Consider the following 21017-nt stretch of genomic DNA (forward strand, 5'->3'; position numbering starts at 1 on the left):
TAAAGTAACACACTATTGTTGCGCCATATACGCTTTATCGATTTGAGCTTCACACGATTTTACCGCGCTTTCCGTGATATCCACCCACTTAGCACCGTATTCGTTAATGAACCACTCACGAACAGGCTTAGCCGCTTGCTGGAACTGCTTTTTCTCTTCAGCCGTTGGCGCGTAGATAGTGCCACCAGATGCTTTGAAGGCATTATACGCTTCGATCTGACGACGCTTTGGCATCACAGTGGTCACCGAACGCAGGGCATCAAAACCATCCATCATAATGTGCTGTAAGTCAGCAGGCATGGCTTTGAGCGAATCATTATTCATCCACCACATAGAAGCCATATAGGCATGGCCATCCAAGGTCATGTATTTAATGTGTTCATTAAATTTCATTCCCATGATGTCCGTAATACCGTTTTTCGAGCCTTCAACCAAACCCGTTGCAAGGGATGTGTACACTTCCGCCCATGGCACGGCCGTTGGACTTCCTCCCATGGCTTTCACTAACTCCATTTGAATTGGGGAGTTAATGGTACGGATTTTCAAACCTTCTACATCAGCAGGCGATTTGATTTGTGTGTCAGTCGTTGCAAAGTTACGCCAGCCACCCGTATTACCTATGGTCATCAGACGCATAGAACCTGTACGGTCGAGTAATTCTTTACGGATCGGTCCCACCAGCTCTTCACTGTTAAGTGTGCATTCAGCGATACGGTCACTCGGGAAAGTGTACGGGATATCAATGGCCTGAATCTCAGGGAAGACATTTGATAATCCACCGGTTGTGGTGTTAAACACTTGAATTAGGTTCGCTTGCAAGGCCTCAATACACTCGGTTGCATTACCGCACAATTGACCACCAGAGTAGATATTAACTTGAATGCGACCATTGGATTGAGCTTCAACATAGTCCTTTAACACGACGGCGCCATCGTAATCTTCATCACTGGTATTGGATAAGTGAACAATATTAAATTCATAATCCGCTGCCAATGCAGGCAGGGCCGCCATAGAAAGTCCAGCTGCCATCAGAGTGGGCATAAATGCTGCGCTGGTCTTTTTTAACAAATTGCTTTTTTTCATTTCGAAGGCTCCGCTTTTTTATTTTTGAATCACGTTACTTGCGAAACAAGCTAATCGTCATTTTAACGTTCCCAACTAGAGATGATGCGAATAAAAAAACCTATCCACACACTGAAACCAGTGGATTTGCTCGTACCTTCCGCAGGGCAAAACAGAGAAAAATGAACTATTATCTTGTTATGACATGTTTTATATCTTATATAAGATAGCAATTACAAGAAAAGTTGCGTTTTTTTTGCTAAATTTAGCAACTAGAGCACAGATTCATAACAGGACAAAACATGACCCTAAATTCATCAAAGCCCGCTCCTACCTTTAAACCCCTGTATCAACAGGTCCAACAGCTGATCACAGAACGAATTGTCGAAGGTGTTTGGAAACCCGGAGAAGTCTTACCAAGCGAATTTCAACTCGCGGATTTACTGGGGGTCAGTCAGGGAACGGTCCGTAAAGCACTCAATGCTTTAACAGAAGAAAACGTTTTGTATCGACGACAAGGGGTAGGAACCTTTGTGTCAGAACACACGCTACAAAAAATGCTCTTCCACTTTTTCCACTTTAAAAGCGACGATGGCGATGTCAGTGAACTGCCCAGTGCTCAATTGATTGACACTCAACTCATCACCCCCAACGAAGAGATTCGCCACATTTTTGAACTACCAGAAACAGAACAGGTGATCGAAATACATCGCATACGTTCCATTAAAGGAAATGCCAGTATTCGTGAATTGATTTACTTACCAGCACGGTATTTTGTCGACTTAGACAAAGAAGCCAAATTGCCACACTCTTTGTATCACTACTACCAACAGCACTTTAACATCACGGTTCATAAAGCAACCGATTGCTTAAAAGCCGTCTTGGCGAACAAAGATGACCAAGCCGTGCTCAAGGTTCCGGCTGGGCAACCTTTATTAGAAGTCACTCGTACAGCTCGATCATTAGATGGGCGTTTGGTCGAATACCGTATTAGTCGAGCCAATAGTCAAGACATACATTATTTAGTTGAGCTTAACCAACGCTAAAAAACATAAGGCAGCAAGCATATAGGATGTCGATTGCTGCCCTTGTATCTTGTCAAAACAGGCGTTTAAACAGCCTGCCAGATTAGACTACCACCAGAAAACAGCAATAGACTGAACGCGAATAACCGCATAGCACGACTAGATAATGGCAAAGGAAAACGTCGAGCCATCAAGCTACTCACGACCACCACAGGAAAGCCAATCAAGCACAACCACCAAGTCTGTATTTCAATGGGCTGTGACGCACTCACAAACATGACCCTGATGGCCGCAGTACAACAAAAAATCGACAGTAAGGTCGCACGTATTTTCGCTAGCGAATCTGGCTGACGGTACATCATAAAGGTCAATGGCGGACCGAACGTCGCAAACATCCCTCCCATCACGCCCGCTAATACGCCACTACTAGCAAACGCAAAAGAAGACGAAGCAGCACGCCGTCGATGACTCTGCGCCATCATGACCAAGCTGCTGACAACAATAAATCCACCCAAACATAATTTCAGTAGATTCACCCCATTGTCACCTAAGTAGCCCAACAACCAGACACCGAATAACGTTGTTGGCAGACACGACACTATCATCCAACCAAAGGCACGAAAATTCATCTCGCGCCACTGGCCGCCATACAAGCCAACCGCAGCATTGGTCAAACTCAAAGCACTTACGACAAAAGCCGTCACTTCAATCGGAGCCAACCCAAGCGCGGAGACACCACTGACCACGATCAAGCCGAAAGCAAACCCAGTGGTCGCTTGAATATAACTGCCTAGAGCAATAAACAGCAGCAACAACAGACTAGCAGTGTCCATGCTGACTCCTTATCCCCGTCTTCCTAAGGCTCACTAACCATGACTTTCGATACAAGGCCATCAAGAAGCAAAACCTAATAAACGAGGCAAAGTCATCGTCAATGCTGGAATATAAGTAATCAACAAAATCACTAGAATATGCACCGCTAAATAAGGCAACATTTCTCGACTAATGGTTTCCACCTTTTCACCACTCACACTGGACGCGACGAACAGTACCAAGCCCATAGGCGGCGTCGTGAGACCAATGGTCAAGTTAACGCACATCACAATGGCAAAGTGCAAAGGGTCAATACCAAACTGAGTCACAATTGGTCCTAAGATAGGCCCTAATATCAAGATGGCTGGCCCAGCATCTAAAAACATGCCAACAAACAACAACAAGAGGTTAATAATCAGCAATAACAATAATGGATTCTCTGTCAAAGAGACCATTACCCCAGCGACTTTTTGTGGCGCACCAGACAAACTAATCACCGCTGAGAACGCAACGGCACTGCCCACCAAAAATAAGATCACTGCCGACGATTTCGCCGTCGCATAAAATAGGCTTGGCAAGTTCGACACACTCATTGTACGAGAGAGTAAGCTCACCAATAACGCATAGGCTGCAGCAACGGCTGCGGCTTCTGTTGGCGTGAAAACCCCTGACAAGATACCACCTAACAAAATAACAGGGGTCATTAACGGCCAAAAAGCCTGCTTCACCGCAGTCCCTCGTTCAGGCCAAGTGGCTTTTTCAGAGGCCACTTTGTAACCGCGTTTACGGGCCAAATACCAAGTCATTAACATTAAACTGCCGCCGACTAGCACTCCGGGAATCAGACCGGCTGCAAACAGCCCACCAACCGAAACGTTCATCACAAAGGCGTATAAAATCATAATACCGCTGGGCGGAATAATGGGACCAATGACAGAAGAAGCCGCGGTCACCGCCGCCGCAAAACGACGTGAATAGCCATTTTTTTCCATGGCAGGAATAAGCATTTTACCAAGCGCTGAACAGTCCGCTACCGCCGAACCACTTAAACCAGCGAACAACATGGAAGACAATATGTTTATCTGCGCCAGACCGCCTCGCAAGTGACCAATAAAAGCTTGGCTTACTTGCACAAGAGATAAAGTGATACCACTACGGTTCATCACTTCACCCGCCAACATAAAGAAGGGGATGGCCATCAAAGGGAAACTATCAATGCCGTTGTAAAGACGCTGAGTCAGCAACAGATAAAACATCTCCTTGCCTTCTAAAAATAGACTCAGGCCAGGCGCAAATAACAGCGCGAATGCAACTGGCATTCCCAAAAACATTACGGATAACAAGATCCAAAAAAATGAAATGCCCATGCTTATTCCTCGTGACTTTCAGACAGCTCAAATGACTTATCATTTGCGCCGGTAACAAGACGTAATATGGTGATCAACACAAGCTCTAGGTACACCAACATCATGACCCCAAACCCAACTGGCATGGCCATATAAGACCAAGCCTTGGTGATGGGCAACGCCGTCGCTAACATGCGTGTCCCTTTCAAGGCAAAATCTAAGCTTTTGTTAAAAGCGTAATACAGCACGATGCCGACCAAGGCATACAAAATCAGCTCTAACACCAGCCCCAGCTTTTTGGGTAAGCTCCCAAGGATAATATCCAACGCGGCATGCTGCTTGGCACGGGACACCACAGGCAAAGCTAAAAATGTCATCCACACCATTAAATAGCGGGCCAATTCTTCTGACCAAGGTAATGAGTCATTCAACACATAACGACAAAAGACTTGTATCAAAATAATACTCGTCATGACCGCTACCGCCGTAATGGCAAGGTATTTAAAGACCCAAATCACCGCTAAATTTAGCCGTCCGAGCCAGGTTATTATTCTTGTTAAAAAAAGCATTAGAGATACCTTTTATGGTTATTTCATTTGCGCAAGATGAGCTTTACACTGACCTAACATATTGGCCAGATCATTCGCTATGGAGACAAAGCTAAAACCCGTTTCTAATGCCCATTTTGCATCTTCTGGCGTCGGCATTACCGTTCCAACAGGAATGCCAGCCTGACGACAGGCTTGCACACATGCCACGATCTTGGCTCTAACATCAGGATGATTGACCTGACCCGGCAGCCCCATCGACATAGACAGATCACCTGGGCCAATAAAGACCGCACTGACGCCCTCTAACTGACCGATTTCCACCGCCAACAACAAGGCTTCAGGCGTTTCCAGTTGAGGAATCAAACAGACTTGTTCATTGGCTGCTGTTGGGTAATCTTCTAAGGTGGTGTAACGTGCGGCACGATGCATTTTGGCAAAACCACGCTTGCCCAATGGTGGGTACAAACTCGCTTGAACAATCGCTTTGGCTTCTGCAACAGACTCAACAAAGGGAAAATACAGCGTCATTCCACCTTGATCTAGCACTTGCTTAATGGCAATGGGATCATGGCTCGGCATACGAATCACCGCTGCCGTTGGCGTTTGCTCAACAGCACGCAAAATAGGCGTAGTATCATGAATACTGGCGGGACTGTGCTCTAAATCCACCACCAAATAATCATAATTTAAAAACGCCATTGCTTCGGCCACGGTTGGGCTTCCAGACAATGTCCAACCACCAATCAGTTTCTGGCCGTCTAGCAAACGCTGCTTAAATGGATTTGTTGTGTTACTCATTTAAAAAATCTCCGGTTCATCGATGACAGCGTCACCTTGTAAAAAATCAAAATCACACCCTTCATTGGCCTGAGTTACATGAGTACTGAACATTGCCCCATAACCTCGAGCAAATTTTGGTGGTGGCGGTGCCCAAGCGGCCTTCCTTGACGCCATTTCTTCTTCACTGATTTCCAGATTCAAGGAACGGTTTTCCATGTCTAACGCGATCCAATCACCGGTTTGAACAAACGCCAATGGCCCACCGACATATGACTCTGGCGCAACGTGCAAAATACACGTGCCATAATGCGTTCCACTCATACGCGCATCCGAGATACGCACCATGTCACGAACGCCTTTTTGCAACAGTTTTTTCGGAATGGGTAACCCTCCCCATTCAGGCATACCTGGTCCACCAATCGGCCCCGCATTTTTTAAGACCAATACGGTATTTTCATCTACCTCCAAATCAGGATCATCAATCTGTGCATTCATCTGTGCATGATTTTCAAAGACTAACGCTTTACCACGATGATTTAATAAATGAGGTGAGGCCGCAGAAGGTTTACAAACCGCGCCGTCAGGACACAAGTTACCTTTAATCACGCCAATGGTGCCATGCGCGGTAACTGGGTTGTTTAAGGGTCGAATCACATCTTCATTAAAGATTTCAACACCCGCTAAATTTTCACCCAAGGTACGACCATTAACATTGTGTTGATCAAGATGAAGATGATCGGTAAGACGAGTGAGCAATGCAGGCAGACCACCAGCATAGAAAAGATCTTCCATTAAATATTCGCCCGCCGGCATTAAATTGGCGATCACTGGAACTTTCCGCGCCCATTCATCAAAGGTCGACATGGGCAAGTCGATACCAGCACGACCAGCCATCGCGATTAAATGAATAATGCCATTGGTTGAGCCACCCAAAGCGACATAGGTGATAATGGCGTTTTCGAACGCTTCTTTGGTGGCCAATTTTTTCGGAGTTAACTCTTCAAATACCATTTGGGTGATGCGCTCACCTGCAAGCGAACACAATCGTTGATGTGCCGAGTCGGCCGCGGGAATGGTGGCCGATCCTGGCAAACAAAAGCCCAATACTTCGGCCATGGACGTTAGAGAGGAAGCGGTTCCCATGGTATTACAGGTGCCGACAGAGCGAGTCATTTTGGCTTCTAATTCTAACCAATCTTCATCGCTCAAATTACCCGCACGCTTTTCATCCCAATACTTACGGGTATGCGTCCCTGTGCCGATTTTCTGCCCTTTAAAGTTGCCATTTAAGCTGGCACCAGCAGGAATATAAATGGCTGGGATGTTCATACTGATGGCGCCCATCAACAACCCTGGCGTGGTCTTATCACAACCGCCCATCAAGATGGCGCCATCAATAGGATGACTGCGTAATAACTCTTCTGTTTCCATTGCCAGAAAATTTCGGTACATCATGGTCGTTGGCTTCACCATGACTTCGCCAAGAGACATGGCAGGCAATTCTAGAGGATACCCGCCCGCTCGAATGATGCCTTCTTTGACAAACTGAGCACGTTCTCTCAAATGCGTGTGGCATGTACTAATATCACTCCAAGTATTAATAATGCCGATGACAGGACGATTCATAAAATCGCTGCGCTTATAGCCAGTTTGCTGAGTACGCTGGCGGTGTGCAAATGCGCGCATATTATCCGGCGCAAACCAACGCTGACTGCGTAAGTCTTCGATACGTTTAACCATGTTGCTGCCCTGTTAGCTGATCATCTTTATTCTTATTCATTTGCCGTCTTTCCGGTGGCGGATGTTTACGGCTTCTTCGTTCTTGTGGTATAAATCTTATATAAGACATAAGACAAGTCAAGAACTATCCTTAGTCTGACTAATAAACATAATATTCCGATCCAGACAAATACCGAGGTAACACAATGCTTGAATTGAAAAATAAAGCCCTACTGCAAACGAAATGTTTAATTAACGGTGAGTGGGTTGATGCTAACTCGGGAGACACTCTTGATGTCTTTAATCCAGCCACAGGAGAACTCATCACTCGTATTGCCAGCGTTGGTGAGACAGAAACTCAAGCCGCCATTGAAGCCGCCAATGCGGCACAAAAAATCTGGAAACAAAAAACCGCAAAAGAACGCGCCGCACTGTTACGTCGTTGGCATGACCTATTAATGGCCAACCAAGAAGATTTGGCTAAATTAATGACAGCGGAACAAGGCAAACCCATTGCAGAGTCCCGTGGTGAAATCGGCTATGCGGCTTCGTTTATAGAATGGTTTGCAGAAGAAGGTAAGCGAATCTACGGTGACATGATTCCGACTTATGCGCCAGATCGCCGAGTATTGGTAATGAAAGAACCCGTCGGTGTGTGTGCTGCGATTACGCCTTGGAACTTTCCTGCCGCTATGATTACACGAAAAGCCGGACCCGCTTTGGCAGCAGGTTGTACCATGATCATTAAGCCAGCCTCAGAAACCCCATTAAGTGCATTAGCTATGGGCGTGCTGGCGTTAGAAGCAGGGATCCCTGCGGGTGTCATTAACGTCGTTACCGGTCCTGCGCGCAACATCGCAAAAACATTGACGGATTCGTCTGTGGTACGAAAGCTTACCTTTACCGGGTCGACGCCAATCGGCAAATTACTAATGAAAGACTGCGCTGACACCATGAAAAAGGTGTCCTTGGAATTAGGCGGTAACGCACCTTTTGTCGTCTTTAATGATGCTGACATTGATGAAGCCGTGGCCGGCGCTATGCTGTCTAAATACCGCAATGCTGGTCAAACCTGTGTCTGTGCCAACCGCATCTATGTTCAAGCCGGTGTCTATGACGAATTCGTACAAAAATTTGCCGCACAAGTTGCCGCAATGAAAGTAGGCAAAGGCACCGAAGACGGTGTCGAACAAGGTCCTCTAATTAATAAAGCAGCCGTAGATAAAGTCGACGAACATGTACAAGACGCTTTGGCAAAAGGAGCCAAACTGGTCACGGGCGGTCAACGTCACGATTTAGGCGAGAATTTTTACCAACCAACCGTCATTGCTAACGCCACACAAGACATGCTGTTCGCAAAAGAAGAAACCTTTGGCCCGCTTGCCCCAGTTTTCTCATTTGAAAGTGAAGAAGATGTCATTGCCATGGCCAATGATACCGAATATGGCTTAGCGTCTTATTTCTACTCACGCGACATTGGTCGTATCTTCCGCGTCGCTGAAGCTCTGGAAAGTGGATTAGTTGGCGTAAATGCTGGAGTTATTGCCACTGAAGTCGCGCCGTTTGGCGGTTATAAAGAATCAGGGCTAGGTCGCGAGGGTTCCAAATACGGTATCGACGACTACATCAACACAAAATATGTGTGTATTGCTGGATTGAACAAATAACTTGGTCGAGCTTGGAGAATAATACATGGCAACATTAACAAACCAATACCCCTCCCTTAAAAGTAAGGTGGTTTTTATTACTGGCGGTGGATCAGGTATCGGCGAATGCTTAGTCGAACACTTTGTCCGCCAAGGCGCACAAGTAGCTTATATTGATATTGATGAGTCGGCCTCGCAAGCACTAAACCAAAGGTTGACCGATACATACCAAGCGACGCCTTGGTTTCGACAAGTCGACGTACGTGACATAGACGCACTGCAAACGGCCATTGCGGATGCGGCAAGTGAATGTGGTCGTTTAGACGTGTTAATTAACAATGCAGGGAAAGACGATCGTCATAAAATGGAAGAGGTGACCCCCGACTATTGGGATAACTGTTTAAACATCAATATGCGCCCACATTTTTTTGGTATGCAAGCCGCAGCAAAATACATGTCAGAAGGCAGCAGCATCATCAACATGGGTTCCATCAGTTGGATGCGAGGTCGAGATGGCATGGTGGGCTACACAACATCAAAAGGGGCCATTCATTCAATGACACGAACTATGGCACGAGAGTTAGGCCCCAAAGGCATTCGAGTCAACTCGATAGTGCCTGGCGCCGTTGTGACAGAACGTCAAAAAGCTCTTTGGCTTACACCGGAACTCGATCAGCAGTTTATTGACATTCAATCACTGAAGTTCCGCATTCAGCCCGATGACATTGTCGCCATGGCACTCTTTCTAGGGTCCAATGACAGCCGAGCCTGTGCTGGACAAAACTTCATCATTGATGCTGGCATTGTATAAAAGACCTAAACAACAATGCCAAAGAAAACACAGCTCTCATGCTTATGTGGGCTGTGTTTTTTATTCAAACAAGATGCAAAATTTGCGCATCTTGCAGGTTATTTCAGCTAAATACCTTTAATTTGTTTGGAATGCCCATAACAAGTTCCTAATCATTCTTTATTAGGTATCACATTATGAGCACCTCTCTTACTATTCAATTTGTTTCAGACATCATGTGCCCTTGGTGCGTCGTCGGTCTGGGGAATTTAAACAAAGCCCTTGACCAATTAGATGACTCTGTCACAGTCGATTTAACGTTTCAGCCTTTTGAATTGAACCCCAACATGCCAGCGGAAGGGCAAGGTTTTCGTGAACACATCATCGAAAAATATGGCATCACTGAGCAAGAATCCGATCAAAACCGCGCCATGATTCAATCCCGTGGTAAGGAGGTCGACTTTGACTTCAACTTCACCGATGACAGCCGTATGCGAAATTCCTTTGATGCGCATCGTCTTCTGCATTGGGCGGCCACTCAAGATAAGCAGGCTGAATTAAAGGCATCCTTGTTCAAAGCTCACTTTACTCATAACCAAGACGTCAGTGACTATTCGGTGCTCGCCAACCTAGCCGCCAGTGTGGATTTAGATTTAGCCGAAGCAAAAGCCATATTAGAAGGCCAGCATTATGCTGATGAGGTTCGAGAACAAGAAGCATTTTGGCAGCAAAATGGCATCAGTTCCGTTCCGACCGTCATCATCAATAATAAATATGCGATTTCAGGCGGACAGCCAGCAGAAGTCTTTAAAAGCGCGCTGGAAGAGATCATGGCCAAAGAAGCCGAATAACGTCTGTCTTCAGTCATCTTTCAAGCGTCACAATAAACATAAGGTTGATTTGATGATGTCAGAGAATCAACCTTTCGACTTTAACCTGATTTTTTGACGAATGCGGCTCAACGCCACTGGTGTAATGCCTAAATAAGAAGCAATTTGTTGCTGTGGAATGGCATCTTTCAAATCGGGGTAATCCACACAAAAGTCCAAATAACGACGTTCTGCAGAATGCTCAACGAACGCACTTTCCCGTGCGTCTTTCGTCAGAAAAATTTGCTCCATGAAACGGCTGTAATAGGTCAAAAAACCTAAGTCCTGATGCATCTGAGCATAAAAATCTTGCCAATCGTAAGAGCTAATCACGCAATCCTGTAAAGCCTGAATGCCAAACAAGGTAGCGGAGTTTTCCACCATGGCACGAGTGGAGCCGATGATTTTTGGCGCTCGAACGAAGGTCTTTGTGAACTCTTTGCCCTCTGAGGAAATATTCACGTAACGAACCAGGCCTTTGTGAAGAAAGAAGAGGCGCTGAGCATACTCTCCTTGGCGAAACAAAAAATCACCTTTCGCCACAGCATGAAAACTCATCGACAAAGACAGTTTTTGCCAATCAATATCGTAACCCTGCTCTGCAAAGTGGTGTTGAAATTCAATCTCTAATTGCGCCTTGTCCATGCTGTATCCAGATGCCTTTAACTAAATGCGTTTAACGAAAGCTTACCCACCGACAACAGGTCTAAACCTATTCTGCTGATCGATCAAATACAAAGCCACCAGCAAGCATACCAATCCTAATGCAAATCCCATATTGAACAACAATAACCACTGCCATGACGACAACGCTAGATACAGCGCGACCCAAACGGGAATGGTATAGGAAGCCGCTAAAATACGGTTAGCGCCCACAGAACGCACTAAGGTTTGTTGCAGCATAAAGGTAAAAAGCGTGGTAAACACGGTCAAATACAAACCGTTCAACCAAAACCCAAAATTGTCCCAAGCCACTTTGGTTAAGTCTCCCCACATCAAGGCGATAGGCAACAACCACAGAGAGCCAAACAGCATGATCAAAAAGGCCCCTTCAAACGCCCCAACGGATTGCCCCCATTTTTGTACTGACACCACATGAAAGGCCAATAAAACAGAGGCTCCAAGAAAGATATAATCCCCTTTATGCCAGACAAAAGGCCCATTGCCTTGAGTCGCCAATAACACCAAAACAGCCCCCAAAGAACCCAGCACAAAACCAAACACCTTGAGTAACGACGCTGACTCACCTAACCAAAATTTAGCAATCAACACCCCCATCAGCGGCACTAAGGTATAAAGCACAGACGTATGCAAAGGCGTAGTAGACTCTAAAGCGACAAACAAACCGATAAAAAAGCCGACTAAAGCACCGCTAATCAAAGCGTATTGCCAAACCTTTTTCCCAGAAAAAAGCACTTTAAGCTGGGCTAGCTGTTGCCCTTTACTGGTCGATCTTGTTAGCTGTATTTTGATAAACCAAATGCCCGTCATCAGCAACAAAGCCAGCACGAAACGAAAAAATGCCGTGGCGATGGGGCTGGCGTAGTCCACCATATTGCCAGACACCACAAAAGACGACGCCATTAATAAAGCCCACACAAATAATGTGATAAGAGGATTCATAACAAACTTCCTTGTCTCGATTATGATTGTTGAGCAGTATTAGGGCTCGATAATTCTGCCAAATTGGGGGCAATAAATCGGTCAAATAAATGCTCCGCAATGACCATTTCCACATGCACATGAAACACTTCAGCCAACAAGGAATGTAAAGCTGGCGCGGAGTCGATTAGATTTTCCTGTTCGATGCCATGTTGACGGGTAAAAAACACATGATTACGTATGCCTGAGGTTTGATTGACGTCTTTAATACTCGCCACCAAATTGTTTACGAACACCGCTTTAGGGTACTTAGACGAGAAAAAATTCCCCATCATGCAGTCTGCATCTGTGTATTCGGCTAGATCAAAACGATACAAGGTATAAAAATTATCCGATCTTTGAATCTGCAAATCATATTCACCATCTCGTAGCACAATACGATAATTATCATGACCAATTTTTTGTTCCAAATCTGATTGCAACAACAAGGGCGCAATAGGACAGTCCGCACCAAAGCCGACATCAAGGAGATACCTCTTGCCATCAATATTAACCAGCGTAACGCGATGTGTACGAGGACGATCCACTTCTTGTCCATTTAATACTCGAGCCATCACCAAACGAACGGAATAACCAAGGCTTTTCAATAATTCAAACGCCAACTTATTATGTTCAAAGCAATACCCCCCCAAGCCATGCAGCACAATTTTTTCATAGACATTGGTTAGATCAAGAGACACCTCTTCACCAAGCAATACCGCCAAACTATTGAAACTATACTTAGCGATATGTGCCGCCTGCAATTGCCCCACAAAGGCCAGTGACAATTCATCAGGTGTTGTTAGTTTGAGGTCTGTTAAGTAAGCATGTAAATCAGACATTCGTATTTTCCTCTGTGTTTCACTATGGCCAGCAGAGTACACTGAATTACCGTTAGAAGAATTAACCTAGGTTAAGTGGTATAAAAAAGAGAAGTGGTGGACACCAGAATCATAATAATGGCTGGCATTTTAGCAAAAAGACGACGCTTCATACTCTCGAATGCATATTGAAAGGGCTCTAAATACATATTTAGTAAACCCTTTTCATCAAAACGTGTGTTAGTCCCAAACACCAGTTTTTGCTGCCAATCGGCTTGTTTCCAAGAGCCGAACACTCTGTCCCAAAGCGCGAGTACCACACCAAAATTACAATCATAATCTTCTATCGCTGAAGAGTGATGACGCTGATGTTGCGCTGGTGAAATCAACCATTTTTCCCAGCGTCCGTAGCTCAATACCACATGAGAATGACGCAGATTAGCACCCAACACATTAAATACAAAAGTAAAGATGGAAACGCCCCACACTGTGTACAAGGACACCTGCCCTGGGAACACGCTAACAAAGAAAGTAATGCACATCGCTTGAACCAAAGCGGAACGAAAAAAGAAAAGAACCCCTTCTACAGGGTGAGTACGAAACACCGTAATAGGCGTCAGAACTTTTGCACTGTGATGCACCCGATGAAACGCCCATAAAATAGGCCATTTATGCAGCAGACGATGCAAATAGAAGCGGCTGAAGTCGTCCAGCAAAAAATAGCACAAGGTGAACAAAGCAATAACATAAGCTGTTGGCAAACTTAGTTCACCCAAGCTGGGCAACCAATTCTGACTCTGATAATAGAGCCAAGTCGTCAGCAGAACGCTACTGGGTAACCGTGGTGACAACAACGCCATAATAAAGCGATTTGCGAAAAAAATAACATAGTCGAGTCGAGCAGATTGATGCCACCAGACGTTAGGCGAGAAAAGAATTTTAAGATGCGGTTTAATTTGACTAGGATAGCGCCAAGCGTAAAAGCCTACCGCGACAATAAAAGCCGATGCCAGATACCATATCGACACTCGCTTCTGCGCGCTCTGCAAATCCACAAGCGTCTGTTGTAGTACACTCAGCAACCAATCAAGATACGTCATACACACTCAAAGAAAGCCCAAAATATATGAGAAGGCACATGGCCTTCTCATATTATAGGCTCAGACATTAGTCGTTTTCAGCACTCACACCTGTATTCAGGTTTTCCATTAAATCAGAAATACCAGCCGTACGATCATTCAGTTTGGCTTTCAGTGCAAACTTCTCAGCCAAATGCACTTGCAGTTTTAGCATGTTCAACTTGTACTCATTCATAGAAATACTCTTAGCTTGAATGAATGTACCGTCAGCGCCAACGGCAACCACTTGAGAGTCACCAAACAACACTGGGCTGAAACCGGTTAAACGATTCAATTGAACTTGCGTTTCCCCCAATTCACGACCCGCCGCTTGCAATGACAGAGTGAACCCTTTCAATTCACCCCAATGCTTCACATAGTTGCGGTAAGGCTTTGCGATGTCGCCATTGGATTTTTCCGCTTTTTGCAGGGTTTCAATGTCTTTGTAGACACTGCCAGCGTATTTGAACGCGGCTTCAGCAATAACTTTCTGCCAGTTATCCGCAATCACCTTAGCATAAGCCTGTAGCTTTTGACGCTCAGCTGTCGACAGCTTTTCACCTTGTGCGTCTTGGATCAACTTACGACCATCGTAAAAAGCTTTCATGATGGTGTGGAAATATTGTGTGCCACCTGAGGCATCAACACTTGCTGCATAATAAGCGTGTGCAAATGCCATTTCAGATTTCAGATCTACCACACCATCTTTGTTGAAATCCGCCTTAGCAAACACATCCGGCTTCATTTTTGTAATATCAACGATGTCTTTGGGCGTTAAGTTTAAAGCATGGATAGGCGCACCGAAGTAACCAAAGGCTTCATCCCAAACATGCTCTTTACCTGTGTAGGCCACACCGTCTTTGTAGGCTTTATCATTAGGATGCACATCGGCACCTAACTTTTCATCTAGATAATGGTTTACCGCTTTGTTGTAGAAAACCGCACCCATTGAGAATTTCGAAATCAACTGGATGTAGTCGTAGCCATTAACTGGATCAAACCCGCCTTTAGTTTTCGCCGCTTTAGCAATCATGCTGTTAAGCACTTCAGCCGCCGTCATGTTTCCTGGCCAGCCAGTTACCACACCTTTGTAAGCGCTGGTTGCTAAGTCTTTACCGGATGACAGTTCATCAATTTCGTTTTGTTTGATCGCAAAACCTTGCTTAGAAACCGGGTCGATAATATCGCGACCTGCAGCCGAGCCTGAAAAGTATAGGTTTAATTCATCAAGCAAAGCTTGATTGTCTTTGCCGTTACCTTGCTTGCTCAATACTTTGATTGAGTTGTGCAATGCATGACGCGCAATTTGTCCGCCATATGACACTGAGCTTGTTTTGTCGCCCTGATAGTCCTTTAAAGTAATGCCAAATTCATAGGTTGGTTCTGCCGCCTGTGTGGCCCCCGCCATACTTAACATCAGCAAAGATAAAACCCATTTATTTTTCATATTGAACCTCTAGTCATACTCGCGCTGAGTACTTTGTTGTTTTGAAAGATGCAAAAAAATCGCACGAAGGAACAAAGATACTATTGATTCTTATTTTCTCTTAATGAAAAAAATCTATTGGTTTATAAAAATTGTTTATAACTGAGTAGAATAAAGAGAAAATGCAGACCAAAAGAGGCAAGCTAACGACAAGATTAACAGTGCCAATCAAGCGTTTGAGAAGGCTGTTCACCAAACAGTTGTTTATAATCTTTAGCAAATTGACTCAGATGCCAAAATCCCCATTGCGCAGCAATTTGGCCGACATTGATCGTATTCGATGTTCCATCAAAACTGGCTTTAACCAGATCACGACGCACACCGTTTAAACGAGTAAAACGCAGATATTGAATCGGACTTACCCCAAGAATGCTCTCAAAACTGTACTGTAAGGTACGACGACTTACGCTGGCGACTTCACAAAGTTGCGTCACCGTTACTGGTGCATCCATGTGTTGATCCAAAAAGCATCGAGCGCAGTCCACGACTTTTTTACGATGATAATAGCTTTGTGTTCGGGCCGGTTGTGGTGTCTCGACTTTTAGTACCTCTAAAAGCGCCATCAGAACAATGTCTTTTTGCAGACGCGACGGGGTTTCATTCTGCTTTACCGACAACAAACGATGCAGCAAAAAACGAACCTCTTCCAAGGTTTTGTCCGGCACGCCAAGGCGACCGTGTTCAGTAAGCTCTTTCCAGTTCAAATCCAAGCCATGAATGTCAGCAACCTTCATAAGGTTACCTTGATCTACCACTAAACCAAACAAATCGTATTCTTCCGGTGTGGATAACTGAAACTCACAGCTGCCAGGGCGACACATAATAGTATCAGGGCGAATGGTTAAGCCATTAATACGACTGGCCTGCTGGCCTTCAAATGGAATGCCCAGCCACACAGAATCAGGCCAGACGACGCACTTTTGTTGTAACGCTTGACTGGTATGTTCACTAAATACCTGTAAACCATCAAAAGACAGCTCAACAATACTGCCATAAAAACTGCCTCGACTGGTTTGATCATACTCTTGCTGCCAATTGGTCAGATTGTTGGCATGCAAATCGGCATCATGAGCTTCAGAAAACTGAAACTCTCCGCCCCACCTTGGTGCATTTTGATTTGCATTTAACATATTAATGTCACCCGCCTCAGCCTTATAAAACCATAAAGCAATGATATATAAGGTTTTTTAAAGTTTGCCATTATTCGATAACGCTTCTTCGGTAATTTTCATAAAGTAGATAACAGCAAAACCTATGCCTTTTTTACACCTCATCATAGAAAGCACGATGTGTCGTTTCACTGTATGAGTAAAACCATTTAAAGAGCTAACACATGAGTCCAAACCGCAACACACCGCAATTTCGTCATATTCTGGGAGAGCGAACCTTTACCTTCGCAGACCTTGCAGACCTTATGGCCAAAGCGACTCCTGCGCGTTCTGGTGATCGTTTAGCTGGCGTGGCAGCAGAAACCGCTGAGCAGCGTGCGGTGGCACAAATGACGTTAGCCGACGTGCCATTACCGTTATTTCTTGAGCAGCCTCTGGTTCCCTACGAAGACGATGAAGTCACACGCTTAATTATAGACGAGCATGATAAAGCCGCCTTTGCGCCTATTTCTCATCTTACTGTAGGCGGTTTTCGCGATTGGTTATTAAGCGACTTAGCCAGCCCAGAAGTGTTGAAATCCATCCGTGCTGGGGTGACCCCTGAAATGGCGGCGGCAGTAAGTAAGATCATGCGCAACCAAGATCTGATTTTGGTTGCGAAGAAATGCCATGTTCGTACGGCGTTTCGTAACACCATAGGTTTACCAGGCCACCTTTCCACTCGCTTGCAACCTAATCACCCAACCGACGATTTAACCGGTATTGCTGCCAGTATGTTAGACGGTTTGTTGTATGCCAATGGCGATGCTGTGATAGGCATCAACCCAGCGACCGACAATGTTCAGCAGGCCACACGACTCATCAAGATGATGGATGAAGTTATCCAGCATTACGAGATTCCAACGCAGTCCTGCGTGCTGACTCATGTCACCAATACCATTGAGTGCGTTGAACAAGGCGCTCCTGTGGATTTGGTGTTTCAGTCCATTGGCGGCACCCAAGCGACCAATGACAGCTTTGGTTTCAACCTCGCCACCTTGGCCGAAGCTCAAGACGCCGCCTTGTCTTTGAAGCGTGGTACGGTTGGCAACAATGTCATGTATTTTGAAACAGGCCAAGGCAGCGCCTTGTCGGCAAACGCCAATCACGGCTTAGATCAACAAACCTGTGAAGTTCGAGCTTATGCGGTGGCACGCAAATTTAATCCATTATTGGTTAACACCGTCGTTGGTTTCATCGGACCGGAATATTTGTACGATGGCAAAGAGATTACTCGAGCCGGCCTAGAAGATCATTTTTGTGGCAAGTTACTTGGCCTACCAATGGGTTGTGATGTTTGTTATACCAACCATGCGCAAGCCGATCAGAATGATATGGACAACTTGCTGACCTTATTGGGCGTCGCAGGCTGTACGTTCATTATGGGCATTCCTGGCTCTGACGACATCATGCTCAACTATCAAACCACTTCGTTCCATGATGCTCTGTATGCCAGACGCGTACTGGGGCTAAAGCCTGCACCGGAATTCGATGCTTGGTTGGCGAAGATGGAAATTTTCAAAAACAACGAACAATTTACGTTGAATTCTCAGTTGCCTTCGGCCTTTCAGTCCTCGCTACAACGTTTACTTGGAGGCCGATAATGGCGCAAGACACATCGCCTCAACAAGATGCCGTCACCAAGAACAGCTGGCAAAAGCTAAAGGCCTTTACTGACGCCCGTGTTGGTCTTGGTCGCTCCGGTGTCAGTACGCCAACCCAGCATTTATTGGCCTTTCAGCTGGCCCATGCGCAAGCCATCGATGCGGTGCATACTCAGCTCGATGCACATCAGCTTGCACAACAAATTATGGCCCAGGATTGGGCCCCAAACTGTGCCCCCCTATTTTTGCACAGCCGCGCGACGGACCGCGCAACCTACTTACAACGACCGGATTTTGGTCGTCGCTTAGATCAAGCCTCAGCAAATCGCTTGGATCAACACGCCCAAAGCGTAACAACAGAATACGACTTGGCCATTGCCGTCGTGGATGGTCTGTCATCCTTGGCGGTTGAACAAAATACCTTGCCTTTTTTAGCGGCGCTGTTTGGTTATTTATCGACAGAAAATCCATTAAACCAACCAGCTTGGTCAGTCGCCCCCATTTGTTTTGTCGAACAAGGTCGCGTGGCCATTGGCGACGATATTTGCGAAAGGCTCAACGCCAAATGTGTGCTGGTACTGATTGGAGAGCGCCCAGGATTAAGCTCTCCCGACAGTTTAGGACTGTATTTAACTTGGGGCGGAAAAGTCGGCTATACAGACGCTTTTCGTAACTGTATTTCTAACATTCGTCCAGCGGGTTTGATCTATCCAGAAGCCGCACGCAAGGCTTTTTACCTATTAAGCGAAGCACGAACACTGAAATTATCGGGTGTGAAGTTAAAAGACAGATCGGATGACGATTTGCTTGAACATGACAGCCAAACCACTGAGAACTTTTTAATTTCATAAAAAAACAGCGCGCTAAGACGCTGTGTAAATAACGACCTCGGTCACTTAAAAGCTAACCACTTTCACAAAAAGGAACCAAACTATGGCTACAGAAACCCCAACCCTGGAATCCTTGCAAGCATCCCTCGATGCTCAGCAAGCGATTTTCAACATGCACCAAGCGATGAACGTAGAAGTTTTCTACTGGTGGTGTACCGCTATCATGGTAATGATTCACGCAGGCTTCCTAGCCTACGAAATGGGGGCGTCGCGCAGTAAGAACGCCCTTGCCGCAGGGGTGAAAAACATTCTTGCTTTGGCCGTTATCATCCCAACTTTCTACCTGTTCGGCTGGTGGATTTACAACGCTTTCCCTGGTGGTTTGATGCCAGTAGAAGCGTCTGCCGCCCTTCCTTGGGCACAAAGTATGGGACCTGACGTACAAGACATGGGCACAGGCATCTTCTGGGCCGCCTTCGCTCTATTCGGAGCAACAACAGGTTCTATCATGTCTGGTGCGGTTATCGAGCGTATTCGCGTTAGTGCCTTCCTTATCCTAACGGTTATTCTGGGTAGCGGTGTGTGGATTCTTGCAGGCGCTTGGGGCTGGCACCCAGACGGCTGGATGCTCACCGAAATGGGTTACCATGACGTAGGGGCATCTGGTGTGGTGCACGCTATTGCTGGTTTCTTCACCTTGGGTGTTCTTATTAACCTAGGGCCTCGTGTCGGCAAGTTCATCAATGGCGTGCCACAGCAAATTCGTGCTCACAACCTACCCATGACCTTAATTGGTTTGATGATGATCATCTTCGGCTTCTTCGGTTTCCTAGGTGGCTGTATCATCTTTAACGGTGGTGACACTGGCTGGACAACCATCTACAACAACCCAACGAACCTTTCCGCTTTCGCTTTCAACACCCTAATGGGCTTTGCTGGTGGTGTGATCGGTTGTTACATTGCGACTCGCGACCCTTTCTGGACCATGTCTGGTGGCCTAGTGGGTATCATCTCTGTGGCAGCAGGCCTTGATTTATACGATCCAGGTTTGGCTTTCATCATCGCCACTTGTGTCAGCTTCATTGCCGTTGGCGCAGCGAAATTGCTTGAGAAAAAAGGCATTGACGATGCCGTTGGCGCCGTTGCCGTTCACGGTGTAACCGGTGTGGTAGCCGTTATCCTAGTGGGTGTGTTCGCAGGTGGTACACCAAACGTTGGTGGTAACCCTGCAATCAGCCTTTACGGTCAAACCATTTGCGCCATCATCATGGCGGTACTTGGCTTTGTTCCTGGCTACACTGTTTCTTACCTATTGAAGAAATTCAACATGCTACGCGTGCCAGAAAATGTAGAAGTATTGGGTCTAGACGAAGTCGAAATCTTGGCTCACCCATACCCAGAAACCGTACCAGCGAAAAGTGGTACAACAACGAATGTCGGCGATCTAGAAGCGAAAGGAGCTTAATTATGGGTACTTCTATTACCTCTTGGGAAAATGTCTCAGCGTATTTTACCTTTGCTGATAATCCACTTGCTCTGATGCTCTTTAGCCTAGGTGTGGCTGGTATCGTAGTGGGTCTGATTCGCTTCATTATGAAGCACGAAGCGGAAGCATTTGATAATCACAAGTAATCACAACACGTTCAGTAAATGACGTTAACAATGCGGCTTTGATATGACCTAATTAAGACCAGACTCATGATTAAGCCGATGACAAAAAAAGGCCTGATATTCTATTGAATATCAGGCCTTTTCGTTTAAGCCATTA

Annotated in this window: 20 protein-coding genes; 8 read left to right on the forward strand and 12 right to left on the reverse strand. The window is 45.8% G+C overall.

What is annotated here, in order from left to right; genetic code table 11:
* Positions 1–12: 12 nt before the first annotated feature.
* The gene (locus OA79_RS08650; protein WP_063332832.1) at positions 13–1083 is read right to left on the reverse strand and encodes a TRAP transporter substrate-binding protein; all 1071 of its coding nucleotides are present in this window, start codon (positions 1081–1083) and stop codon (positions 13–15) included.
* Between the two features lie 281 nt (positions 1084–1364).
* Here OA79_RS08650 and OA79_RS08655 point away from each other — a divergent pair, with 281 nt between their 5' ends.
* Positions 1365–2108 (forward strand): GntR family transcriptional regulator, encoded by a 744-nt coding sequence (locus OA79_RS08655; RefSeq protein WP_063332833.1) that lies wholly within the window; start codon positions 1365–1367, stop codon positions 2106–2108.
* Between the two features lie 65 nt (positions 2109–2173).
* Here OA79_RS08655 and OA79_RS08660 read toward each other — a convergent pair whose 3' ends face one another.
* The 5 genes from OA79_RS08660 to araD are packed head-to-tail and all read right to left on the reverse strand — an operon-like array spanning position 2174 to position 7317.
* Entirely contained in the window at positions 2174–2920 is a 747-nt protein-coding gene (locus tag OA79_RS08660) for a sulfite exporter TauE/SafE family protein (RefSeq protein WP_063332834.1), read from the reverse strand.
* A 60-nt stretch (positions 2921–2980) separates the two neighbouring features.
* Positions 2981–4267, reverse strand: coding sequence for a TRAP transporter large permease (locus OA79_RS08665; protein ID WP_063332835.1), 1287 nt, complete (start codon positions 4265–4267; stop codon positions 2981–2983).
* Between the two features lie 2 nt (positions 4268–4269).
* Positions 4270–4815 carry a TRAP transporter small permease gene (locus tag OA79_RS08670; RefSeq protein WP_063332836.1) on the reverse strand — a complete coding sequence of 182 codons (546 nt, stop codon included), beginning with the start codon at positions 4813–4815 and terminating at the stop codon, positions 4270–4272.
* 18 nt (positions 4816–4833) lie between these two features.
* Complete coding sequence (locus OA79_RS08675) at positions 4834–5595, reverse strand: HpcH/HpaI aldolase family protein (RefSeq protein WP_063332837.1); 762 nt, start codon at positions 5593–5595, stop codon at positions 4834–4836.
* The gene (gene araD / locus OA79_RS08680) at positions 5596–7317 is read right to left on the reverse strand and encodes an L-arabinonate dehydratase (protein ID WP_063332838.1); all 1722 of its coding nucleotides are present in this window, start codon (positions 7315–7317) and stop codon (positions 5596–5598) included. It abuts the gene before it with no gap.
* A 185-nt stretch (positions 7318–7502) separates the two neighbouring features.
* Between araD and OA79_RS08685 the strand changes: the two genes are divergently transcribed.
* From OA79_RS08685 to OA79_RS08695, 3 genes are all read left to right on the forward strand, one after another.
* On the forward strand, positions 7503–8963 hold the full coding sequence (locus OA79_RS08685) for an NAD-dependent succinate-semialdehyde dehydrogenase (protein WP_063332839.1): 1461 nt from the start codon (positions 7503–7505) through the stop codon (positions 8961–8963).
* Between the two features lie 25 nt (positions 8964–8988).
* The gene (locus OA79_RS08690; protein ID WP_063332840.1) at positions 8989–9753 is read left to right on the forward strand and encodes an SDR family NAD(P)-dependent oxidoreductase; all 765 of its coding nucleotides are present in this window, start codon (positions 8989–8991) and stop codon (positions 9751–9753) included.
* Between the two features lie 176 nt (positions 9754–9929).
* On the forward strand, positions 9930–10583 hold the full coding sequence (locus OA79_RS08695; RefSeq protein WP_063332841.1) for a DsbA family oxidoreductase: 654 nt from the start codon (positions 9930–9932) through the stop codon (positions 10581–10583).
* Positions 10584–10649: 66 nt separating this feature from the next.
* Here OA79_RS08695 and OA79_RS08700 read toward each other — a convergent pair whose 3' ends face one another.
* From OA79_RS08700 to OA79_RS08725, 6 genes are all read right to left on the reverse strand, one after another.
* On the reverse strand, positions 10650–11246 hold the full coding sequence (locus OA79_RS08700) for a Crp/Fnr family transcriptional regulator (protein ID WP_063332842.1): 597 nt from the start codon (positions 11244–11246) through the stop codon (positions 10650–10652).
* A 42-nt stretch (positions 11247–11288) separates the two neighbouring features.
* Entirely contained in the window at positions 11289–12224 is a 936-nt protein-coding gene (locus OA79_RS08705) for a DMT family transporter (protein WP_063332843.1), read from the reverse strand.
* Positions 12225–12244: 20 nt separating this feature from the next.
* Positions 12245–13084, reverse strand: coding sequence for an arylamine N-acetyltransferase family protein (locus OA79_RS08710; protein ID WP_063332844.1), 840 nt, complete (start codon positions 13082–13084; stop codon positions 12245–12247).
* 71 nt (positions 13085–13155) lie between these two features.
* Positions 13156–14163 carry a sterol desaturase family protein gene (locus OA79_RS08715; RefSeq protein ID WP_063332845.1) on the reverse strand — a complete coding sequence of 336 codons (1008 nt, stop codon included), beginning with the start codon at positions 14161–14163 and terminating at the stop codon, positions 13156–13158.
* 67 nt (positions 14164–14230) lie between these two features.
* Positions 14231–15628, reverse strand: coding sequence for a DUF4856 domain-containing protein (locus OA79_RS08720; RefSeq protein WP_063332846.1), 1398 nt, complete (start codon positions 15626–15628; stop codon positions 14231–14233).
* 194 nt (positions 15629–15822) lie between these two features.
* Positions 15823–16797, reverse strand: coding sequence for a helix-turn-helix domain-containing protein (locus OA79_RS08725; protein WP_063332847.1), 975 nt, complete (start codon positions 16795–16797; stop codon positions 15823–15825).
* A 203-nt stretch (positions 16798–17000) separates the two neighbouring features.
* Here OA79_RS08725 and OA79_RS08730 point away from each other — a divergent pair, with 203 nt between their 5' ends.
* From OA79_RS08730 to OA79_RS18355, 4 genes are all read left to right on the forward strand, one after another.
* The gene (locus tag OA79_RS08730) at positions 17001–18419 is read left to right on the forward strand and encodes an ethanolamine ammonia-lyase subunit EutB (protein ID WP_063332848.1); all 1419 of its coding nucleotides are present in this window, start codon (positions 17001–17003) and stop codon (positions 18417–18419) included.
* Positions 18419–19270: an ethanolamine ammonia-lyase subunit EutC gene (eutC, locus tag OA79_RS08735; RefSeq protein ID WP_063332849.1), complete on the forward strand. Its 852-nt coding sequence runs from the start codon at positions 18419–18421 to the stop codon at positions 19268–19270. The genes OA79_RS08730 and eutC overlap by 1 nt, the downstream gene beginning before the upstream one ends.
* An 82-nt stretch (positions 19271–19352) precedes the next feature.
* On the forward strand, positions 19353–20714 hold the full coding sequence (locus tag OA79_RS08740) for an ammonium transporter (RefSeq protein ID WP_063332850.1): 1362 nt from the start codon (positions 19353–19355) through the stop codon (positions 20712–20714).
* Positions 20715–20716: 2 nt separating this feature from the next.
* On the forward strand, positions 20717–20881 hold the full coding sequence (locus OA79_RS18355) for a hypothetical protein (RefSeq protein WP_181799770.1): 165 nt from the start codon (positions 20717–20719) through the stop codon (positions 20879–20881).
* Positions 20882–21017: the final 136 nt, after the last annotated feature.

The organism is Marinomonas sp. TW1 (assembly GCF_001625355.1).
GTDB lineage: Bacteria > Pseudomonadota > Gammaproteobacteria > Pseudomonadales > Marinomonadaceae > Marinomonas.